Below are 16837 nucleotides of genomic sequence, written 5' to 3'. Positions count from 1 at the left end.
TCAAGATAATCTCTGTGTTTTAGCACTTTGGTCACAGCGGTGATCACGTTATACTTCATCGAAAATATTTTATAGGTGGTCAGATGCGTACAGTCATTTGCTGCGTGAGTGTTGTATTCACAACAGTACTTTTGGTCGGTTGTGGTCAATCTGGGGCATTACAGCTTCCCAATGATCCAAACTATGACAAACGAGCAAAATATTTGTTATATCCAGATCATGCACCACAAAGTGTTAAACCATCTGAAACAGCTTCTGAGCAGGCAGCACCTGTACAACAGCAGTTTGCTTCACCTGCAACATCTACATCGACTACACCTTAACGCTTTCTAGAAAAGGATACATTCATGAGTTTTACCCGTATTCAAGGGGTTTTGCATGCCGAGCAATGTTCGCTACAACAACTCGCACAGCAATTTGGCACGCCACTTTATGTTTATTCAAAGGCAACTTTTGAAAAACATTATTTAGATATGGATCGTGCTTTTCACTTTATCGACCATCAAATTTGTTTTGCGGTAAAGTCGAACTCGAATATTGCGGTATTGAATGTATTGGCTAAATTGGGCGCAGGCTTTGATATTGTGACAGGCGGTGAGTTGGCGCGTGTGCTCAAAGCAGGTGGTGATGCATCGAAAATTGTATTTTCAGGTTTAGGCAAAACTGAAGCAGATATTCAAAAAGCACTAGAAGTGGGCATTGCCTGCTTTAACGTAGAATCACATGCTGAATTAGACCGTATTCAAAAAGTTGCGGCTCAAATGAATGTGAAAGCGCCCATTTCATTACGCGTTAATCCAGATGTAGATGCCAAAACTCATCCTTATATTTCTACAGGTTTAAAAGAAAATAAATTCGGGATTCCATCCGATTCTGTGTATAGCACCTATGAATATGCTGCATCTTTGCCAAACTTGGATATTGTTGGCATTGACTGTCACATCGGTTCGCAATTGACCGAAACACAACCTTTTGTGGATGCTTTGGATCGTGTCATTGTGATGATTGATACCTTAAAAGAAATGGGTATTCAACTGAAACACATTGATATTGGCGGTGGTTTGGGTGTGACCTATAAAGATGAAACACCACCAAGTGTTGAAGAATATGCCAATGCTTTGCGCCCAGCTTTAGAAAAGTTAGGTCTTAAAGTATATATGGAGCCAGGACGTAGTATTTCTGCCAATGCGGGAGTATTGCTGACTAAGGTTGATTTATTGAAACCGACCACACATCGTAATTTTGCGATTATTGATGCGGCAATGAATGACTTGATCCGCCCTGCATTGTATGAAGCGTGGATGGATATTCAGTCAGTGACGCCACGTACCGATGTTGAAAGCAAAGCATGGGATGTGGTGGGTGCAATCTGTGAAACAGGCGATTTCTTGGGTAAAGACCGTGAATTGGCGATTGCTGAAAATGACATTTTGGCCGTGATGGGTGCGGGTGCATACGGTTTTGTGATGAGCTCTAACTACAACACTCGTGGTCGTGCGGCCGAAGTGATGGTCGATGCAGATCAGGCACACTTAATTCGTGAACGTGAAAGCATTGAATCTTTGTGGGAAAGAGAGCGTTTATTGCCATAAGGGGAATTCGAGATGTTATTAGAATTTACCAAAATGCATGGTTTAGGCAATGATTTCATGGTGGTTGATCTCATCAGCCAGCGGGCGTATTTGGATGCACTGACGATTCAGCGCCTTGCAGATCGCCACTTTGGCATTGGTTTTGATCAATTGCTGATTGTGGAACCGCCTGATTTGCCGAATGTGGATTTTAAATATCGCATTTTCAATGCCGATGGCTCTGAGGTGGAGCAGTGTGGCAATGGTGTGCGTTGTTTTGCACGTTTTGTGCATGAACGTCAGTTGACCACCAAGACCAAAATCAAGGTGCAGACCAAAGCGGGTATTGTAGAACCTGAACTTGGTCAAAATGGTTGGGTGCGGGTGAATATGGGCTATCCTAAATTCTTACCGCAAGAGATTCCTTTTATTGCCGATAAACCAGATAATTTATATGACATCGCTTTAAAAGAGGGTGCTGCTTTGACCATTGATGTGGTGAATATGGGCAACCCGCATGCTGTGACCATTGTGCCTGATGTTCTGACTGCAGATGTTGCAGGGATAGGCCCTCAAGTGGAATCACACGAGCGTTTCCCACAGCGTGTTAATGCAGGCTTTATGCAAATTATTGACGAAAAACATGCACGTTTGCGTGTTTTTGAGCGTGGCGTAGGGGAAACTTTGGCTTGTGGTACAGGCGCCTGTGCGGCAGCAGTGTCAGGTATGCGTCGTGGCTTATTGGCCAATTCAGTTGAAATTGAACTGGCTGGTGGCAAGTTGCAAATTGAATGGCGTGAGGGAGATGTGGTGTGGATGACAGGCCCAACCGCAAACGTCTACCATGGTCGATTAGATTTAAGTTATTTTCAAGGTTGATGACGTACTCGAATAGGCATGCGTCATAAATCTGCTGAAAAGCACTATTTTATAATAGTGCTTTTTTTGTATCTTGTAGCACTGTTCGGGTATGCTGTATTAAAAGTTATTCTAAAAATTTACAACGCTATATGCCGCAATTGATCTTTTTACCAGGCGCTTCAGGCAATACCGCATTTTTTCATCCTCTAATTGAAAAACTGCCTCAGTCAAATGCAAGCATTGTGGCTTATCCAGAATTTGGACATCAGCCTGCACATCCATTTGTACATGATTTTGATAGTCTACAGACTTATGTGCTGGATCAGATTCCAGCTGATAGCGTTTTAATTGCACAGTCGATGGGCGGTATTTTTGCTGTCGCTGCAGCCTTACAATATCCAAAAAAAATTAAAGGACTGGTATTGGCTGCGACATCAGGTGGCATAGATTTGAGTAGTTTTCAGCTTGAAGATTGGCGACAGGCTTATCAAAATCAATATTTGAATTATCCAGACTGGTTTGTGGGGGCAAAGGTCGATTACACGGCTGAACTGTCAAAGATTCAAATTCCAGTCTTATTGTTGTGGGGTGATCAAGACCTCATTAGTCCAATCGCGGTAGGTGAGTTTTTGCAGCAACAACTCCCACAAGCTGAGCTAAAAATTGTTCAAGGCGGTGATCATTTGTTTATAGAAGAACACGCAGATCAGGCAGCCAAATATATCTCTGCTTATTTATCTCAGTTGGATTTAGGCGCTCAATTGGAGCCTAAGTAATGTACGATCCGCAGCAATTACTCAGTATGTGGCTCAAAGAGCGAGAAATACAGCAGCAGTCACCGCATACTTTAAAAGCCTATGCACGTGATTTAACCGATTTTTTTACATTTTGCGAGCAGCAAGGGCTCAGCTTGCAGGATGTCGAGGCATCTGATTTAAGACATTATTTGGCGCAAAAAGTAGAACAGCAGCAGCTGAATGGCAGTAGCTTGCAACGTATGTTGTCAGCCATTCGCCAGTTTATGAAATGGGCTGGACAAGGGCAGTATCTACAATTTAACCCTGTCGATGATTTTCAATTAAAGCGTCAGCCACGCCCTTTGCCGGGTCTAGTTGATATTGAAACCATCAATCAAATATTAGATCAGCCTGAACCTGAAACTGAAGTACAACAACAGATGTGGCGACGGGATAAAGCAATTTTAGAATTGCTCTATTCAAGTGGCTTACGTTTGGCAGAAGTACAGAGTTTACGTATTCGGGATTTAGATTTTAATCGGCAATTGCTGCGCGTTACAGGTAAAGGCAATAAAACACGAATTGTGCCATTTGGCAGTAAGGCCAAAGATGCAGTGATGCAATGGCTACAGATTTACCCATTTTGGCAGGGCGATTTTGTACCAGATGCAGCGTTATTCATTACTCAAAAAGGTGAACCCTTAAAAGCACGACAAATTGAAAATCGGGTAAAATTTCAGGCACAGCGTGCAGGTGTAAATGTAGATTTACATCCACACTTATTGCGGCATTGTTTTGCCAGTCATATGCTGTCTAATAGTGGTGATATACGCGCCGTTCAAGAAATGCTAGGGCATAGTAATTTAAGTACCACACAAATTTATACCCATGTCGATTTTGACCATTTGGCACAAGTGTATGATCAGGCGCATCCACGTGCCCATAAAAAGTAAATTTTGCGACAATTTAGGTGAATAGGCACTATTTTTGCTTGTGATAGGTAGGGCTTTACAATTTGCAAATGCGTTTATTTGGGATGTAAGTCGCAATGCAAGAGCGCTTTCACTAAGATGTCATTGCAACTATTGTAGAATAATAAAAACTTGCGTTATGCAGTATAAAGAAGCAGAAAGAGTGGGTCACACGAATAATAGACATGGATGACATTATTTTTTGTTCCACTGCATAACACTTTGGATATCAAATGATAGGCAAAACCATGATTTCAAATCTTCAAGAAAAATATGACCAGCTCAGTCCGAGTCAAAAAGAAATTTTTGCTGGCTATGGCTTACGTCAGGTAAAACACTTTGTAGAGATTAGCTTGCCTATGATTGAGCAAGAATTGCCAGCGCATTGCCAAGTTCAGGGCATTAATGCAGAAGGTAAAATGCAAGCGATCAACCCACAGACTCAACAAAGCTATTTATGGATTTCAGATCAACAGTGGCAAGAACGTCCAAACAGTGCCAGTAAAATTGACCTGAAAGAAGACTTTTTGGCGGTTTGGGAAATTTTTAATTTACAGGCCTATGAGCTGATTGATTTAAGCCATATTCACCGTGATTTCCTAGAAACTCAGCAAGTTTAAGCTGAGTTTTTTTATGCCTTAAATCATGAAGGTAATGGGGTTGTAGTGCATTGATACTCATTAAAATACAAAAGATTGCTTCTTTCTTATCCAATAAAAGCTTCAATGTTGTGAAGTGAACTAACAGTCACATTTAAAAAGGGTGTTTTTATCAGGAAAAAATAAGCAAATAAGGGCAGTTTCTATCTTTAATGACAGTTTAGTTAACGGTTTTTATGTAAGGAATTTTGCATATTTTGTAGACATCTTTGTATTTAAACTATTTTTCAATCAATCTTGTTGATGTTATAAATCAATAAAAAACATAATATAAATCAAAGCTTAAAATTGTTTATATAATCAGCGCTTTGATTGTGGATTTTTGCAAATAAAAAAGTATGAACGCATCGTTCAGTTTATTTTCGGCATTTTTCGCTTTGTTTAGACAATTCTGACTTGACCGAAATGCCGATCACATAGCAAGATAGGACACCTAAAAAATTTAAAGCGAAGAGTTATTATTAACTTTTCTCAATATTTACTTTTGCTAAAACAGCCGAGGATTACATGAAGGCTCTTGTTGCTGTAAAACGTGTGGTAGATGCCAACGTTAAAGTTCGCGTTAAGCCGGATAATAGTGGGGTTGACCTAACTAACGTTAAAATGTCAATTAACCCATTCTGTGAAATCGCAGTGGAAGAAGCGGTTCGTTTAAAAGAAAAAGGAACTGTTTCAGAAATCGTCGTGGTATCCATTGGTCCTAAAGAAGCGCAAGAACAAATCCGTTCTGCAATGGCGCTTGGTGCAGACCGTGGTATTTTGGTTGAAACAGCTGATGAGATTGGTGCACTTGAAGTGGCTAAAATCTTAAAAGGTGTTGTTGAGCAAGAACAACCACAACTTATTCTATTGGGTAAGCAAGCCATTGATGACGACTCTAACCAAGTTGGTCAAATGCTAGGTGCTTTACTGGGTGCAGGTCAGGGTACTTTTGCTTCAGAAGTAAAAGTGGATGGCGATAAAGTTCAAGTAACGCGTGAAATTGATGGTGGTTTGCAAACTGTTGAGCTTGCACTTCCAGCAATTGTTACAACTGACTTACGTTTGAATGAGCCACGTTATGCGGCACTTCCAAACATCATGAAAGCACGTAAAAAACCGCTAGACACCAAATCTCCTGCAGATTATGGCGTAGCAACAGGTACTAAGCTTAAAACTGTAAAAGTTGAAGCACCTGCTGAGCGTAAAGCGGGCGTACAAGTGAAATCTGTAGATGAGCTTGTAGAAAAATTGAAAAACGAAGCGAAAGTGATCTAATACAGAAGGATAAAAATCATGAGTATTTTAGTTATCGCTGAGCACGACAATAAAGCACTAAATGGTGCAACATTAAACGTTGTTGCTGCAGCTCAAAAAATCGGTGGTGATGTCACTGTATTGGTTGCGGGTTCTGGTGCACAAGCAGTTGCAGACCAAGCAGCTAAAGTTGCAGGCGTAAGCAAAGTATTACTTGCTGACGATGCTGCTTATGCAAACCAATTGGCTGAAAACGTTGCAAAACTTGTTGCAGAATTAGGCAAAGGTTATAGCCATATCCTTGCTGCTTCTACAACAACAGGTAAAAACATTTTACCGCGTGCGGCTGCACTTCTTGATGTCAGCATGATCACAGACATCGTAGCTGTAGATTCTGCAAAAACATTCAAGCGTCCAATTTATGCAGGTAACGCAATTGCGACTGTAGAATCTTCAGAAGCGATTGTGGTTGGTACTGTACGTGGTACAGCATTTGACCCTGTTGCTGCAGAAGGTGGTTCAGCTGCAGTTGAAGCTGCTGCATCACAAGGCGATGCGGGTATTTCTAAGTTCGTATCTGAAGAAATTGTGAAATCAGAGCGTCCAGAGTTAACAGCAGCGCGTATTGTGGTTTCAGGTGGTCGTGGTGTAGGTTCTGGTGAGAACTATCACAAAGTACTTGATCCATTAGCGGACAAACTTGGTGCAGCACAAGGTGCTTCACGTGCTGCAGTAGATGCAGGCTTCGTACCGAACGACATGCAAGTTGGTCAAACAGGTAAAATTGTTGCACCTGATTTGTACATCGCTGTGGGTATCTCTGGTGCGATTCAGCACTTGGCAGGTATGAAAGACTCTAAAGTGATTGTTGCAATCAACAAAGACGAAGAAGCACCAATTAATGCAGTAGCAGACTACTGGTTAGTGGGTGATTTGAACACTGTTGTTCCAGAATTGGTTTCTAAAATCTAAGTTCTGAGCACAGTTCAAGACGCCTCTATGTGAATTGCATAGGGGCGTTTTTTTATGGACAAATTTGCATTAAAGAATGATAGTGCTTTCAGCATAAGCATTCACAAAGTCATCTAAGTACAACGCTGATAGCCTATTTGCAGTGTCTTGGTGGTCTGCGATAAAACTTGCAGAGCTATTATCCATATAAAACATTTATGATATTATCCACCGTCTTTTTTAAGCTTTGCTCAATTTTATAATTTGAGTAGGAGTAGTCTTTTGTTGGTCGATACTCGGCTTACATGGCCCATAGTGGTTATTGTAGTGCTGTGCTGTTTATTTCCATTCTTTGCAGATTTAGAAGTGCCATTGCTAGATGGTGCAATGGTTCGCTATGTGGAAAATTTACAGGCACTGTTGTTGCTCTTTGGTGCAATATTCAGTTTTATTTATATTCGACCGCTACAGCTACAAGGTGGGAACAAACAGTTTTGGTTATGGGCTGTACTTTGGTGGTTGCTGCTTTTCGGGCGCAGTACTAGCTGGGGGCGTGACTACTTTCCTGAAGTCCCGAAGCCGTATTTTCGTGCAATTTCAGTCATGTTAATTGCACCTGTAGTATTTATGCTGTTTTCACCCTACCTTAGAAAAGAAATTGCGAAAAAGTTGAAGTATTTTACGTTGCCTATTTGGGCGCTAATGCTGGCATTTTCTGGACTAATCATTTCTGATGCAATTGAGCATGAGCGTGCCATTGATGCATTATTTCTTCGAGATATTCAATATAAAGATTTGATGGAAGAGTTGTATGAATTTCCATTAATTCTCGGTTTGCTTTTCATTACCTATCATTTAATGAAGCAAGATAAGCTTGCAGAAAATTAAGTTTATTGCGTGTCGCTCTAAGCGTATTCCACTTTAAAATATAGTCAGTCTCGCCAATTTTGTTGGTGAAGATGATACCTATGTCAGATTGAAATTTAATTTTTAAATTAGTATAAAAAAACATCACTAAATTTAAGTAAATTAACAAGATTAAGATCATCTCTAAAGCACAAAAACACAGGTGTATATGCTATAATTTTTCGCTGTATTTTATTTTTAGCCTGCATTTCAGGCTAATCATTTGCAAGTTTTACGACATATAAAATGCAAGCAAAATTTGTTTGCAGAATAAGGAGTATGCATGAGCGTATCGGAAATTAGACCGATTGCCATTGAGGATGAACTCAAGCACTCGTATTTAGACTATGCGATGAGCGTGATTGTGTCACGTGCGCTGCCAGATGTACGAGATGGTCTAAAACCTGTGCATCGTCGTGTGCTATTCGCAATGCACGAATTGGGCAATGACTACAACAAAGCTTACAAAAAGTCTGCCCGTGTAGTCGGTGACGTCATCGGTAAATATCACCCGCATGGTGACTCCGCTGTTTACGAAACCATTGTTCGTATGGCGCAAGACTTCAGTTTGCGTTATCAATTGGTCGATGGTCAGGGTAACTTCGGTTCGATTGATGGCGATAGCGCAGCAGCTATGCGTTATACCGAAGTGCGTATGCGTAAATTAACCCATGAACTGTTGGCCGATTTAGAAAAAGACACAGTTGACTGGGAAGATAACTACGACGGCTCTGAGCGTATTCCTCAAGTCATGCCAACCCGTATTCCAAACTTACTGGTGAACGGTGCAGCGGGTATTGCGGTAGGTATGGCGACCAATATGGCGCCACACAACATGACCGAAGTAGTACATGCGTGTTTGGCTTATGCAGACAATCCAAATATTTCTATTGAAGGGTTGATGGAACATATTACAGGTCCAGACTTCCCTACAGGCGGTATTATTTACGGTAAATCAGGCATTGTAGATGCTTACCGTACAGGTAAAGGCCGTTTGCATATTCGTGGTAAGTACCATTTTGAGGAAGATCAAAAAACTGGTCGTACCACCATCGTCTTTACTGAAATCCCTTATCAGGTTAATAAAGCGAAAACCATTGAGCGTATTGCTGAACTGGTAAAAGAAAAGAAACTCGAAGGTATTTCTGAACTACGTGATGAGTCCGATAAGGAAGGGATGCGTATTGCAATTGACTTAAAGCGTGGTGAAAACGCTGAAGTGATTGTGAACAATCTGTTCTTGAATACGCAATTAGAAAACTCATTCAGCATCAACATGGTTTGCCTAGACAATGGTCAGCCAAAGTTGATGAACTTAAAAGATATTATTGCGGCATTTATTCGTCACCGCCAAGAAGTAGTGACTCGCCGTACCATGTTTGAATTGCGTAAAGCACGTGAACGAGGGCATATCTTAGAAGGCTTAACCGTTGCTTTAGCCAATATTGATGCCATCATCGAAACCATTAAATCTTCTGCCAACCCAGCCGAAGCGCGCGAGCGTTTACAGGCAGGCGAGTGGGCTGCAGGCGGTGTCGTGGCGTTATTGGAAAAAGCAGGTTCAGTATCTGTACGTCCAGATGAAATTGAAGGCGAAGACCCAAATCGTCCATTCGGTTTGGAGGGACAGATTTACCGTTTGTCACCTACGCAAGTGACTGCAATTTTAGAATTACGTCTGCATCGTTTAACAGGTCTGGAACAAGACAAATTACATGCAGAATATTCTGAAATTTTGGCACAGATTGCTGAATTGACCGCAATTTTGAATGACTTTAATTTGTTGATGGGTGTGATTCGTGAAGAATTGGCGCAGGTTTTACAACAGTATGGCGATGCACGCCGTACTGAAATTGTAGAATCACGCATCGATTTCTCTCGTGAAGATTTAATTCCAGAAGAACAAGTGGTTCTGACTGTTTCACAAACAGGTTATGCGAAAACTCAGCCATTGTCTGATTATGCTGCGCAGCGTCGTGGTGGTCGTGGTAAATCTGCAACGTCAATGAAAGAAGACGATTACGTACAGCATTTAATTGTGACCTCTAACCACGCAACAGTACTGTGCTTTACCGATGTAGGTAAAGTCTATCGTCTGAAAGTGTTTGAAGTGCCGCAAGCATCACGTGGTGCAAAAGGTCGTCCAATGGTGAACTTGTTGCCATTAGATGCCAATGAAACCATCACCGCGATTTTACCTGTGATTGATGCACCGAAGAAATTTACAGAACGTCTGGCAGACTTCCGTAGCTATGTGAAAGCCAATGCGATACATCTACAGACTAATGCCATTATTGCTGCTCACTATGCTGAACTAGAAGCTGCTTTTGCTGAGCTTGCAGATGGTGATGATTTATCTGATGCACTGCGTGTTCAGTTAAAACAATTGGGTGTGGAGCTTTCTGCAACCGATCTAGATGATGAAATCATTGCTGAATTTGCTACACAAGCAGAAGCATTGCGTAAAAACTTCTATGTATTTATGGCAACAGCATCGGGCACAGTGAAGCGTGTTGAATTGGAACAATTCAGTAACGTTCGCTCGAATGGTTTACGTGCCATTGAACTGAATGAAGAAGATACCTTAATTGGTGTTGCAATTACTGATGGCGAACAACAAATTATGTTGTTCTCCAATGAAGGTAAAGCGATTCGTTTTGCAGAAACCGATGTTCGTTCAATGGGGCGTGCAGCCAAAGGTGTGCGTGGTATGCGTGTCAGCTTTGGTTCAGCACAAGTTGAAGACATCGAAGATGCAGAAGTAGATGGTGATGATGAAGACAGTTCAGATTCAGCATTTATCAGTCGTATTGTGTCATTAGTTGTTGTTCCAGAAACAGGCGAAGTGCTGTGTGCTTCTGCCAATGGTTATGGTAAGCGTACGCCTGTAGATGATTTCCCAACTAAAAAACGTGGTGGTAAAGGGGTTATTGCAATCAAAACCTCGGAACGTAACGGTGAATTGGTGGGTGCGGTTGCCATTGATGAAAGCAAAGAGCTGATGCTGATTTCTGATGGTGGTACTTTGGTGCGTACGCGTGCATCTGAAGTAGCGCAAACAGGCCGTAATGCACAGGGTGTTCGTTTAATTCGCTTGGGTGAAAATGAAACATTGGTGGGCGTAGAAGCGATTGAGACAGTTGAAGAAGAGGACGATTTTATTGAAGATCAGGAAACTGATGATTTAGAAAATTCAGAGACTTCAGAAACAGCAGCAGAAGCAACACCAACCGATGCAGCCAATGATCAAGAAAGTGCTGACTAAGTAATTCAATTAAGAGCAAAGAAAATGATAGAAATAAGGGCGCTTCGGCGTCCTTATTCTTACAGAGCCAAAATGGAAACAACGATGAAGAAAAAAGTAGCTTTGATCTTTGCTGCAACGATGCTGAGTTTAGTTGGCTGTAAGCAATCACAAGATCAGGTACCTGAACCAACGGCGGCACAACAACAGGTTGCCTTTGCTGCCTATGATCAATTACGTGATGGTGAATATGAGCAGTTTTTGACACATCTTGAGCCTGAGTTGCAGCAGTATTTTCAGGACAATCAACGGGTCATGAAAAAGTTTTCCAAGTCTATTCCTAAAGATGCAGAGCGTTCTCGCACGTTGATGACTAAGAAAATTGAGCAACAAGCCAATCAGGGCAAGCAATATAAAATCAGTTATGAAATTGCTTATCCTAAAAACTTGGTGCAATACGATGTAAGTTTTGATGCTGTAGCAAATTCAGCAACTACAACGCAGCAACCTAAAATTCGGAATTTAAATATTCAGGTGTTTGGTGAGTAAACTGATCTATCCTGAAATTTTATGATGAATTGAGAATGCTACAAATAAATATTGTGAAAGATTGATTTTATGACTGCATCTGGCATTTGATATTGAAATAATTTTATGCAAGTCAGGGCAAGATGTGGTTAAATGCCATCATTTTATTGTGTTTCACATAGATAAGGAAAAATCATGCGCGCGTACAATTTCTGTGCTGGTCCTGCTGCATTACCTACAGCCGTTTTAGAAAAAGCCCAAGCTGAAATGCTGGATTGGCATGGCAAGGGACTTTCCATTATGGAAATGAGCCATCGTAGCAAAGACTATGTGGCTGTTGCAGAAAAGGCTGAAGCAGATTTACGCACTTTAATGAATATTCCTGAGAACTACAAAGTATTGTTCTTACAGGGTGGTGCATCGTTGCAGTTTTCTGCAATTCCGTTGAATTTGTTGGGTAAAAATAACAAAGCAGATTATATCCATACAGGAATTTGGTCTGAAAAAGCATTAAAAGAAGCGCAGCGCTATGGCGATATCAATGTCGTAGAAGCGGGTATTCAAATTGAAGGCAAACATGCCATTAGCGAACAAAGCCAATGGAATTTATCTGCCGATGCTGCTTATGTGCATTATGCCGATAACGAAACCATTGGTGGTTTGCAGTTTGCCAATATTCCTGAAACAGATAAGCCATTGGTATGCGATTTCTCATCGAGCATTTTATCTGCACCTTTAGATGTATCTAAATTTGGTTTAATTTATGCGGGTGCGCAAAAAAATATTGGCCCTGCGGGTCTAACCATCGTCATTGTACGTGAAGACTTGCTTGATCAAGCTAAGCCAGAAATTCCAAGCATTTTGAAATATTCATCGCAAGCAAAAAATGATTCGATGGTGAATACTCCTGCAACTTATGCATGGTATTTATCTGGTTTGGTGTTTGAGTGGTTATTGCAAAATGGTGGTGTGGATAAAATTCATCAAGCCAATTTGGAAAAAGCTAGATTGTTGTATGGCTATATCGATTCAAGTGACTTCTATGCAAATCCAATTTACACAGCAAACCGCTCAATCATGAATGTGCCATTTACGTTAGCGGATGCAGCACTTGAAAAAGCATTTTTGCAAGAAGCCGAAGACAATCGTTTACTGAATTTGGCAGGTCACCGTTCTGTGGGTGGTATGCGTGCAAGTATTTATAATGCTGTGCCATTAGAAGGTGTGCAAGCTCTCGTGAACTTTATGGATGACTTTGCAAAACGTCACGGTTAATTGCTCAGCGAAAGCAAAAACCCAGCTGAAAAGCTGGGTTTTTTTTGGAATGAAGGTGAGTATTTGGCTTCAGTTTAGAGAATTCAACTTAGAACATTAGATATTAGAAAACAAAATAGTGTAAAGCATAAGCAGAGAGCAGCATGCCTAATGCAAAAAATAGGCAAGACATTGCATCGAGTTGGTAGCGTTGCTCTAACTGATGTTCAACATGCTGTAAGTTTTCTTCTTGCACGATTTTCATAGATATTATTTTCCGATGATCTATTTATCGTTAAATATGTAGTAAGCCATATTTTTAGCATAAAAAATTGATTAAATAAAGTACTAATTTTATTTTAAGCAGATTTAAGTATCGATATTGAAATAATTACAGTAGATTTTCCAAATCCTTGCTGTTTAAGGCTTTGCGATTATTTGATGTAATTCTATTTTAAATAATTTATCCACAACTTATATTTTAAATTGAGTTGATTTTTGAATTTATAATAAATTTAAAACTGTGGATAAATGGGCCTATTTTGAATTTAAAACGATTAAATAATCGGCAGTTTATCCACAATTCTTTTATAGAGGTAACGATTTAACCCTAAATAAAATAAAAAATCGCCCATCTTTTAGATACATTGTATCGATGGGCGATTAGAAAGGTTAAATAAATAACTTACTGTTTTTTATTGTGAATGTAGGCTTGAATCCAGATGTTGCCACGAATGTATTGTCCAATTTCAAAATTTTGATGGGCAGGGTTTTTAGTCGCAATACGAATCAAAATAGCAGGCTGATTTTCATCATGAATCAGGGTGACATCATAAACAGTATAGTTTTGATTCATGAATTCAAAACTGGTTTTGCCAACCACGTTGCCCTGAAACCATGCTTCATCTTCCTGACCAATATTTTCACCATATAAATATGCCACCATTTTAGAAAAATCGACGGTGACAGGTGCCTGATCATCTTCAGATTTGGGCTGCCATGCATCAATTTGTTCCTGCAAATTTGGTGGTGCAACGCCATCATTGGCAGCCAAAATATCATTTAAGGCACGGTGGTGTTTGATTGAAGCAGGATCATCTACTACTAATTGTTCACCTTCGGCCACGGTTTCCAGTTCGTATGCCCATGCATTTAAATGTACCCAATAGCTTTGGTCTTTTTGGTATTGCTGGTGGTTTACGCTATAGAGACTATCAAAGGCATATACAATACTGTTATTGCCTAAATTGAGTCTAAGCACCGCTTGGGTATTCGATTTACAGCAAATTATACGTTCAATTTTGGCTTCGACTTTGTATGGACTTTCAAAACACGGAAAAGCTATTTTAACAGCTTGTGGTTTATTATTTTCAACAGCAATTACTTGCGCCAACTGTACCGCTTGTTTGCTTGGCCCTTGAATGAGCCAAGTTGCAGGATCCATTTCTGATTCTTGGCGACACAAACCCATTGGCATAATTGGTGCATCTAGAGCCAGCCCTAACCATTTTGGAACTTCAGTGCAGGGTTCATCCGTCAGTAAATTCCAATGTTCTACATGGCTACCGAAGTTTTGATCTTCAATGCGGATGATTTCTGGTCTATTTTGATTGTTCATAAGCACTTTTAGATGTTGGGTTCTGTTCTTTACTATTAGATCGAGGGTTATTTTGATTTTTCAAGTCTTTGGCTGAAATTTCACAGAAATGTAGGAGATCATCGATATATTCAACATCAGCTAAAGCGATTTGAGATCGTAATGAAAAATAGTCTGCAGGATGCTTTCATCTGCATAATTTGAAATTTTAAAACAGGCTGTATTGCAGTGAGTTTGATACACTAGTTCAATATTATTGTGATGGGTTGTACTGTGCTGCCATTTAAACTTTGGGTCGATGCGGATGCATTGCCTAAAATTCTGAGAGAAGTGATTCTACGTGCTTCAGATCGTTATCAGCTAGAAGTTACCTTTGTTGCCAATCAATCTGTGGGCATCACGCCTTCGGTACGCATCAATTCCATTCAGGTCATGCATGGTGCAGATGCAGCTGATCAGGAAATTGTAGACCGCATGAAAGCGCATGACATTGTGATCACTCAGGATATTCCACTTGCAGCTCAGGTGATTGAGAAGGGTGGAATTGCGATTCATCCACGCGGTGAAGTGTATACGGTAGCCAATGTGAAAGCACGGCTGCATTTGCGTGATTTTATGGATACCTTACGTGGTGCGGGGGTACAAACAGGTGGACCTGCACCCATTTCAGAACGAGATAAACGTGAGTTTTCCAGTAGCTTAGACCAAACCATTCAAAAGCAAAAACGTAAAACTGCTTAATACGAGCCCGATATGCCATCTAAAACCAATATTATGATGACCTATGCAGGATTGGTTTTCATTTGGGCAACGACACCTTTGGCGATTGTGTGGAGTGTGTCGGATTTACCCGTGCTGTGGGCATTGGTGCTACGGTTCTTTCTAGCATTGCCCATGGCGGTGACTTTATTGTTGCTATTCAAAGTACATTTTCCATGTCATGCACAGGCATGGCACAGCTATTTAGCTGGCTCGTTTAGTTTAATTGGCTCGCAAATTTTTACCTACATTGCCACAGCTTATTTAAGCTCGGGCATTATTGCTTTAATGTTTGGACTTGCGCCAATTATGGCAGGCTTGATTGGTCGCTTTGTATTTCAGCAGCATTTGGCACGTTTGCAGTGGTTGGGTATGCTAGTGTCTATTACTGGATTGGGCATTATTTGTTTTGGTGGAGAAACGCAGCATGTGCACCCTGTCGGGATTGCTTTAATGCTGTTGAGTGTACTGACTTATGCGATGTCCATTTTCTGGGTTAAAAAGGTCAATGCAAAGATTGAACCTGTTGCACAAGCCACAGGCTCAATTTTAGTGTCTACTATTGCAGCCCTATGTATTGTGCCTTTTATTTGGCAAGATGTTCCGACAGCTTGGCCAAGTTTGAAATCTATGGCCGCTTTGCTCTATACCGTGATCATGGCTTCACTCATCGCCATGTTCTGTTATTTTAAGTTGGTGCAAAATATTCAGGCCACCACTTTATCGCTAACAACGGTGATGACGCCCATGCTGGCTTTATTGATTGGCGCATTGTTTAATCAGGAAGCATTGTCCATGATGGTTTTTGTGGGGGCATCGGTATTGTTGTTAGGCTTATTCCTGTATTTTTATCGTGATTTAAAAACCAGCCGCAGCTTGGCACAAAAAATAAAATCATCATCACCATCTTAAACAAGGCTTAAAGCTACATAGAATTTGAAAGTCACTTTCTTTTTAATTGTATTTTGTTAGGCTTTACTCAGATATCTTTACCTTGTTTTATTGCGACAGCTTCGGTAAGTTTGACGCGGTCTTGAGGGTGTAAGGTAATAAAATACGCACCTGTGCGATATTGGCCATTTTCTTCCTCACGGCTATACACCACTTGGGCAGTTGCCGCGATATGAAAGAAATTTTCAGGATGGCTGAGCGTGACATGAATATAACTGCCCGAATTTAATTCACGGTCACTATAAAAGCTCAAACCACTTTCTGAAAAATTGACCTGTTCAGGCACAGGTAACATGCTTTGTACAATTGCATCGTACAAAGACCCCGTAATAAGGTTTAATTTTTGGTTGAATAAGGATAAGATTCGAGCAATTTGTTGATCTTTTTCAGTTAATTGTTCTAATTCGTAGTTTAGGGCATGATCAAATTGATCTAATTCTGCGAGTAGTAGAAAATAACGCGGTAAAACAAAATTAGGATCGTAAGGGTCATTTAAGGCAACATCGTCTGAAATGATCTGATAATTGATTCTTAAGGCAGCATCAATTCGTGACATTACACGACGTTCGGACGGGACACTTTGATGCTGTAAATTTTCCATAATGTATTACC

The 16837-nt window shown here is 40.6% G+C and carries 17 protein-coding genes; 14 read left to right on the top strand and 3 right to left on the bottom strand.

Features of this window, described 5'->3' with window-relative positions:
- The first annotated feature begins 83 nt into the window (after positions 1-83).
- From HHA41_RS01385 to serC, 12 genes are all read left to right on the top strand, one after another.
- Positions 84-323: a lipoprotein gene (locus HHA41_RS01385; protein ID WP_168417744.1), complete on the top strand. Its 240-nt coding sequence runs from the start codon at positions 84-86 to the stop codon at positions 321-323.
- A 24-nt stretch (positions 324-347) separates the two neighbouring features.
- Entirely contained in the window at positions 348-1592 is a 1245-nt protein-coding gene (gene lysA, locus HHA41_RS01380; RefSeq protein ID WP_168460185.1) for a diaminopimelate decarboxylase, read from the top strand.
- 12 nt (positions 1593-1604) lie between these two features.
- Complete coding sequence (gene dapF, locus HHA41_RS01375) at positions 1605-2450, top strand: diaminopimelate epimerase (RefSeq protein ID WP_168460183.1); 846 nt, start codon at positions 1605-1607, stop codon at positions 2448-2450.
- Positions 2451-2581: 131 nt separating this feature from the next.
- Positions 2582-3208 (top strand): alpha/beta fold hydrolase, encoded by a 627-nt coding sequence (locus HHA41_RS01370; protein WP_168460181.1) that lies wholly within the window; start codon positions 2582-2584, stop codon positions 3206-3208.
- Positions 3208-4122 carry a site-specific tyrosine recombinase/integron integrase gene (xerA, locus tag HHA41_RS01365; protein ID WP_168460179.1) on the top strand — a complete coding sequence of 305 codons (915 nt, stop codon included), beginning with the start codon at positions 3208-3210 and terminating at the stop codon, positions 4120-4122. The genes HHA41_RS01370 and xerA overlap by 1 nt, the downstream gene beginning before the upstream one ends.
- A gap of 266 nt (positions 4123-4388) precedes the next feature.
- On the top strand, positions 4389-4760 hold the full coding sequence (locus tag HHA41_RS01360; RefSeq protein ID WP_168460177.1) for a hypothetical protein: 372 nt from the start codon (positions 4389-4391) through the stop codon (positions 4758-4760).
- A 546-nt stretch (positions 4761-5306) separates the two neighbouring features.
- Positions 5307-6056: an electron transfer flavoprotein subunit beta/FixA family protein gene (locus tag HHA41_RS01355; RefSeq protein ID WP_168417750.1), complete on the top strand. Its 750-nt coding sequence runs from the start codon at positions 5307-5309 to the stop codon at positions 6054-6056.
- 18 nt (positions 6057-6074) lie between these two features.
- A complete protein-coding gene (locus HHA41_RS01350; RefSeq protein WP_168460175.1) occupies positions 6075-7007 on the top strand; it encodes an FAD-binding protein in 933 nt (310 codons plus the stop codon).
- Between the two features lie 261 nt (positions 7008-7268).
- Entirely contained in the window at positions 7269-7874 is a 606-nt protein-coding gene (locus HHA41_RS01345) for a hypothetical protein (RefSeq protein WP_168460173.1), read from the top strand.
- A 301-nt stretch (positions 7875-8175) separates the two neighbouring features.
- On the top strand, positions 8176-11157 hold the full coding sequence (gene gyrA / locus HHA41_RS01340; RefSeq protein WP_168460171.1) for a DNA gyrase subunit A: 2982 nt from the start codon (positions 8176-8178) through the stop codon (positions 11155-11157).
- Between the two features lie 84 nt (positions 11158-11241).
- Positions 11242-11685 carry a DUF3887 domain-containing protein gene (locus HHA41_RS01335; RefSeq protein WP_168460169.1) on the top strand — a complete coding sequence of 148 codons (444 nt, stop codon included), beginning with the start codon at positions 11242-11244 and terminating at the stop codon, positions 11683-11685.
- Positions 11686-11859: 174 nt separating this feature from the next.
- Positions 11860-12939 (top strand): 3-phosphoserine/phosphohydroxythreonine transaminase, encoded by a 1080-nt coding sequence (gene serC, locus HHA41_RS01330; protein ID WP_168460168.1) that lies wholly within the window; start codon positions 11860-11862, stop codon positions 12937-12939.
- 103 nt (positions 12940-13042) lie between these two features.
- On the opposite strand, the gene HHA41_RS01325 is transcribed toward serC, so the two are convergent.
- Together HHA41_RS01325 and HHA41_RS01320 are read right to left on the bottom strand one after the other, a co-directional pair.
- Complete coding sequence (locus HHA41_RS01325) at positions 13043-13183, bottom strand: hypothetical protein (protein WP_168417755.1); 141 nt, start codon at positions 13181-13183, stop codon at positions 13043-13045.
- 420 nt (positions 13184-13603) lie between these two features.
- Positions 13604-14536, bottom strand: coding sequence for a hypothetical protein (locus HHA41_RS01320; RefSeq protein WP_168417756.1), 933 nt, complete (start codon positions 14534-14536; stop codon positions 13604-13606).
- Positions 14537-14776: 240 nt separating this feature from the next.
- Between HHA41_RS01320 and HHA41_RS01315 the strand changes: the two genes are divergently transcribed.
- Positions 14777-15256 (top strand): YaiI/YqxD family protein, encoded by a 480-nt coding sequence (locus tag HHA41_RS01315; RefSeq protein WP_168417757.1) that lies wholly within the window; start codon positions 14777-14779, stop codon positions 15254-15256.
- 12 nt (positions 15257-15268) lie between these two features.
- The gene (locus tag HHA41_RS01310) at positions 15269-16186 is read left to right on the top strand and encodes an EamA family transporter (RefSeq protein WP_168460166.1); all 918 of its coding nucleotides are present in this window, start codon (positions 15269-15271) and stop codon (positions 16184-16186) included.
- A 67-nt stretch (positions 16187-16253) separates the two neighbouring features.
- Here the strand turns inward: HHA41_RS01310 and HHA41_RS01305 are convergent, their stop codons facing one another.
- A complete protein-coding gene (locus HHA41_RS01305; protein ID WP_168460165.1) occupies positions 16254-16826 on the bottom strand; it encodes a PilZ domain-containing protein in 573 nt (190 codons plus the stop codon).
- Positions 16827-16837: the final 11 nt, after the last annotated feature.

The organism is Acinetobacter sp. A1 (genome assembly GCF_012371315.1).
Taxonomy (GTDB): Bacteria; Pseudomonadota; Gammaproteobacteria; order Pseudomonadales; family Moraxellaceae; genus Acinetobacter.
Note: the sequence above shows the minus strand (reverse complement) of the source record. Positions and strands in the feature narration are given on the sequence as shown.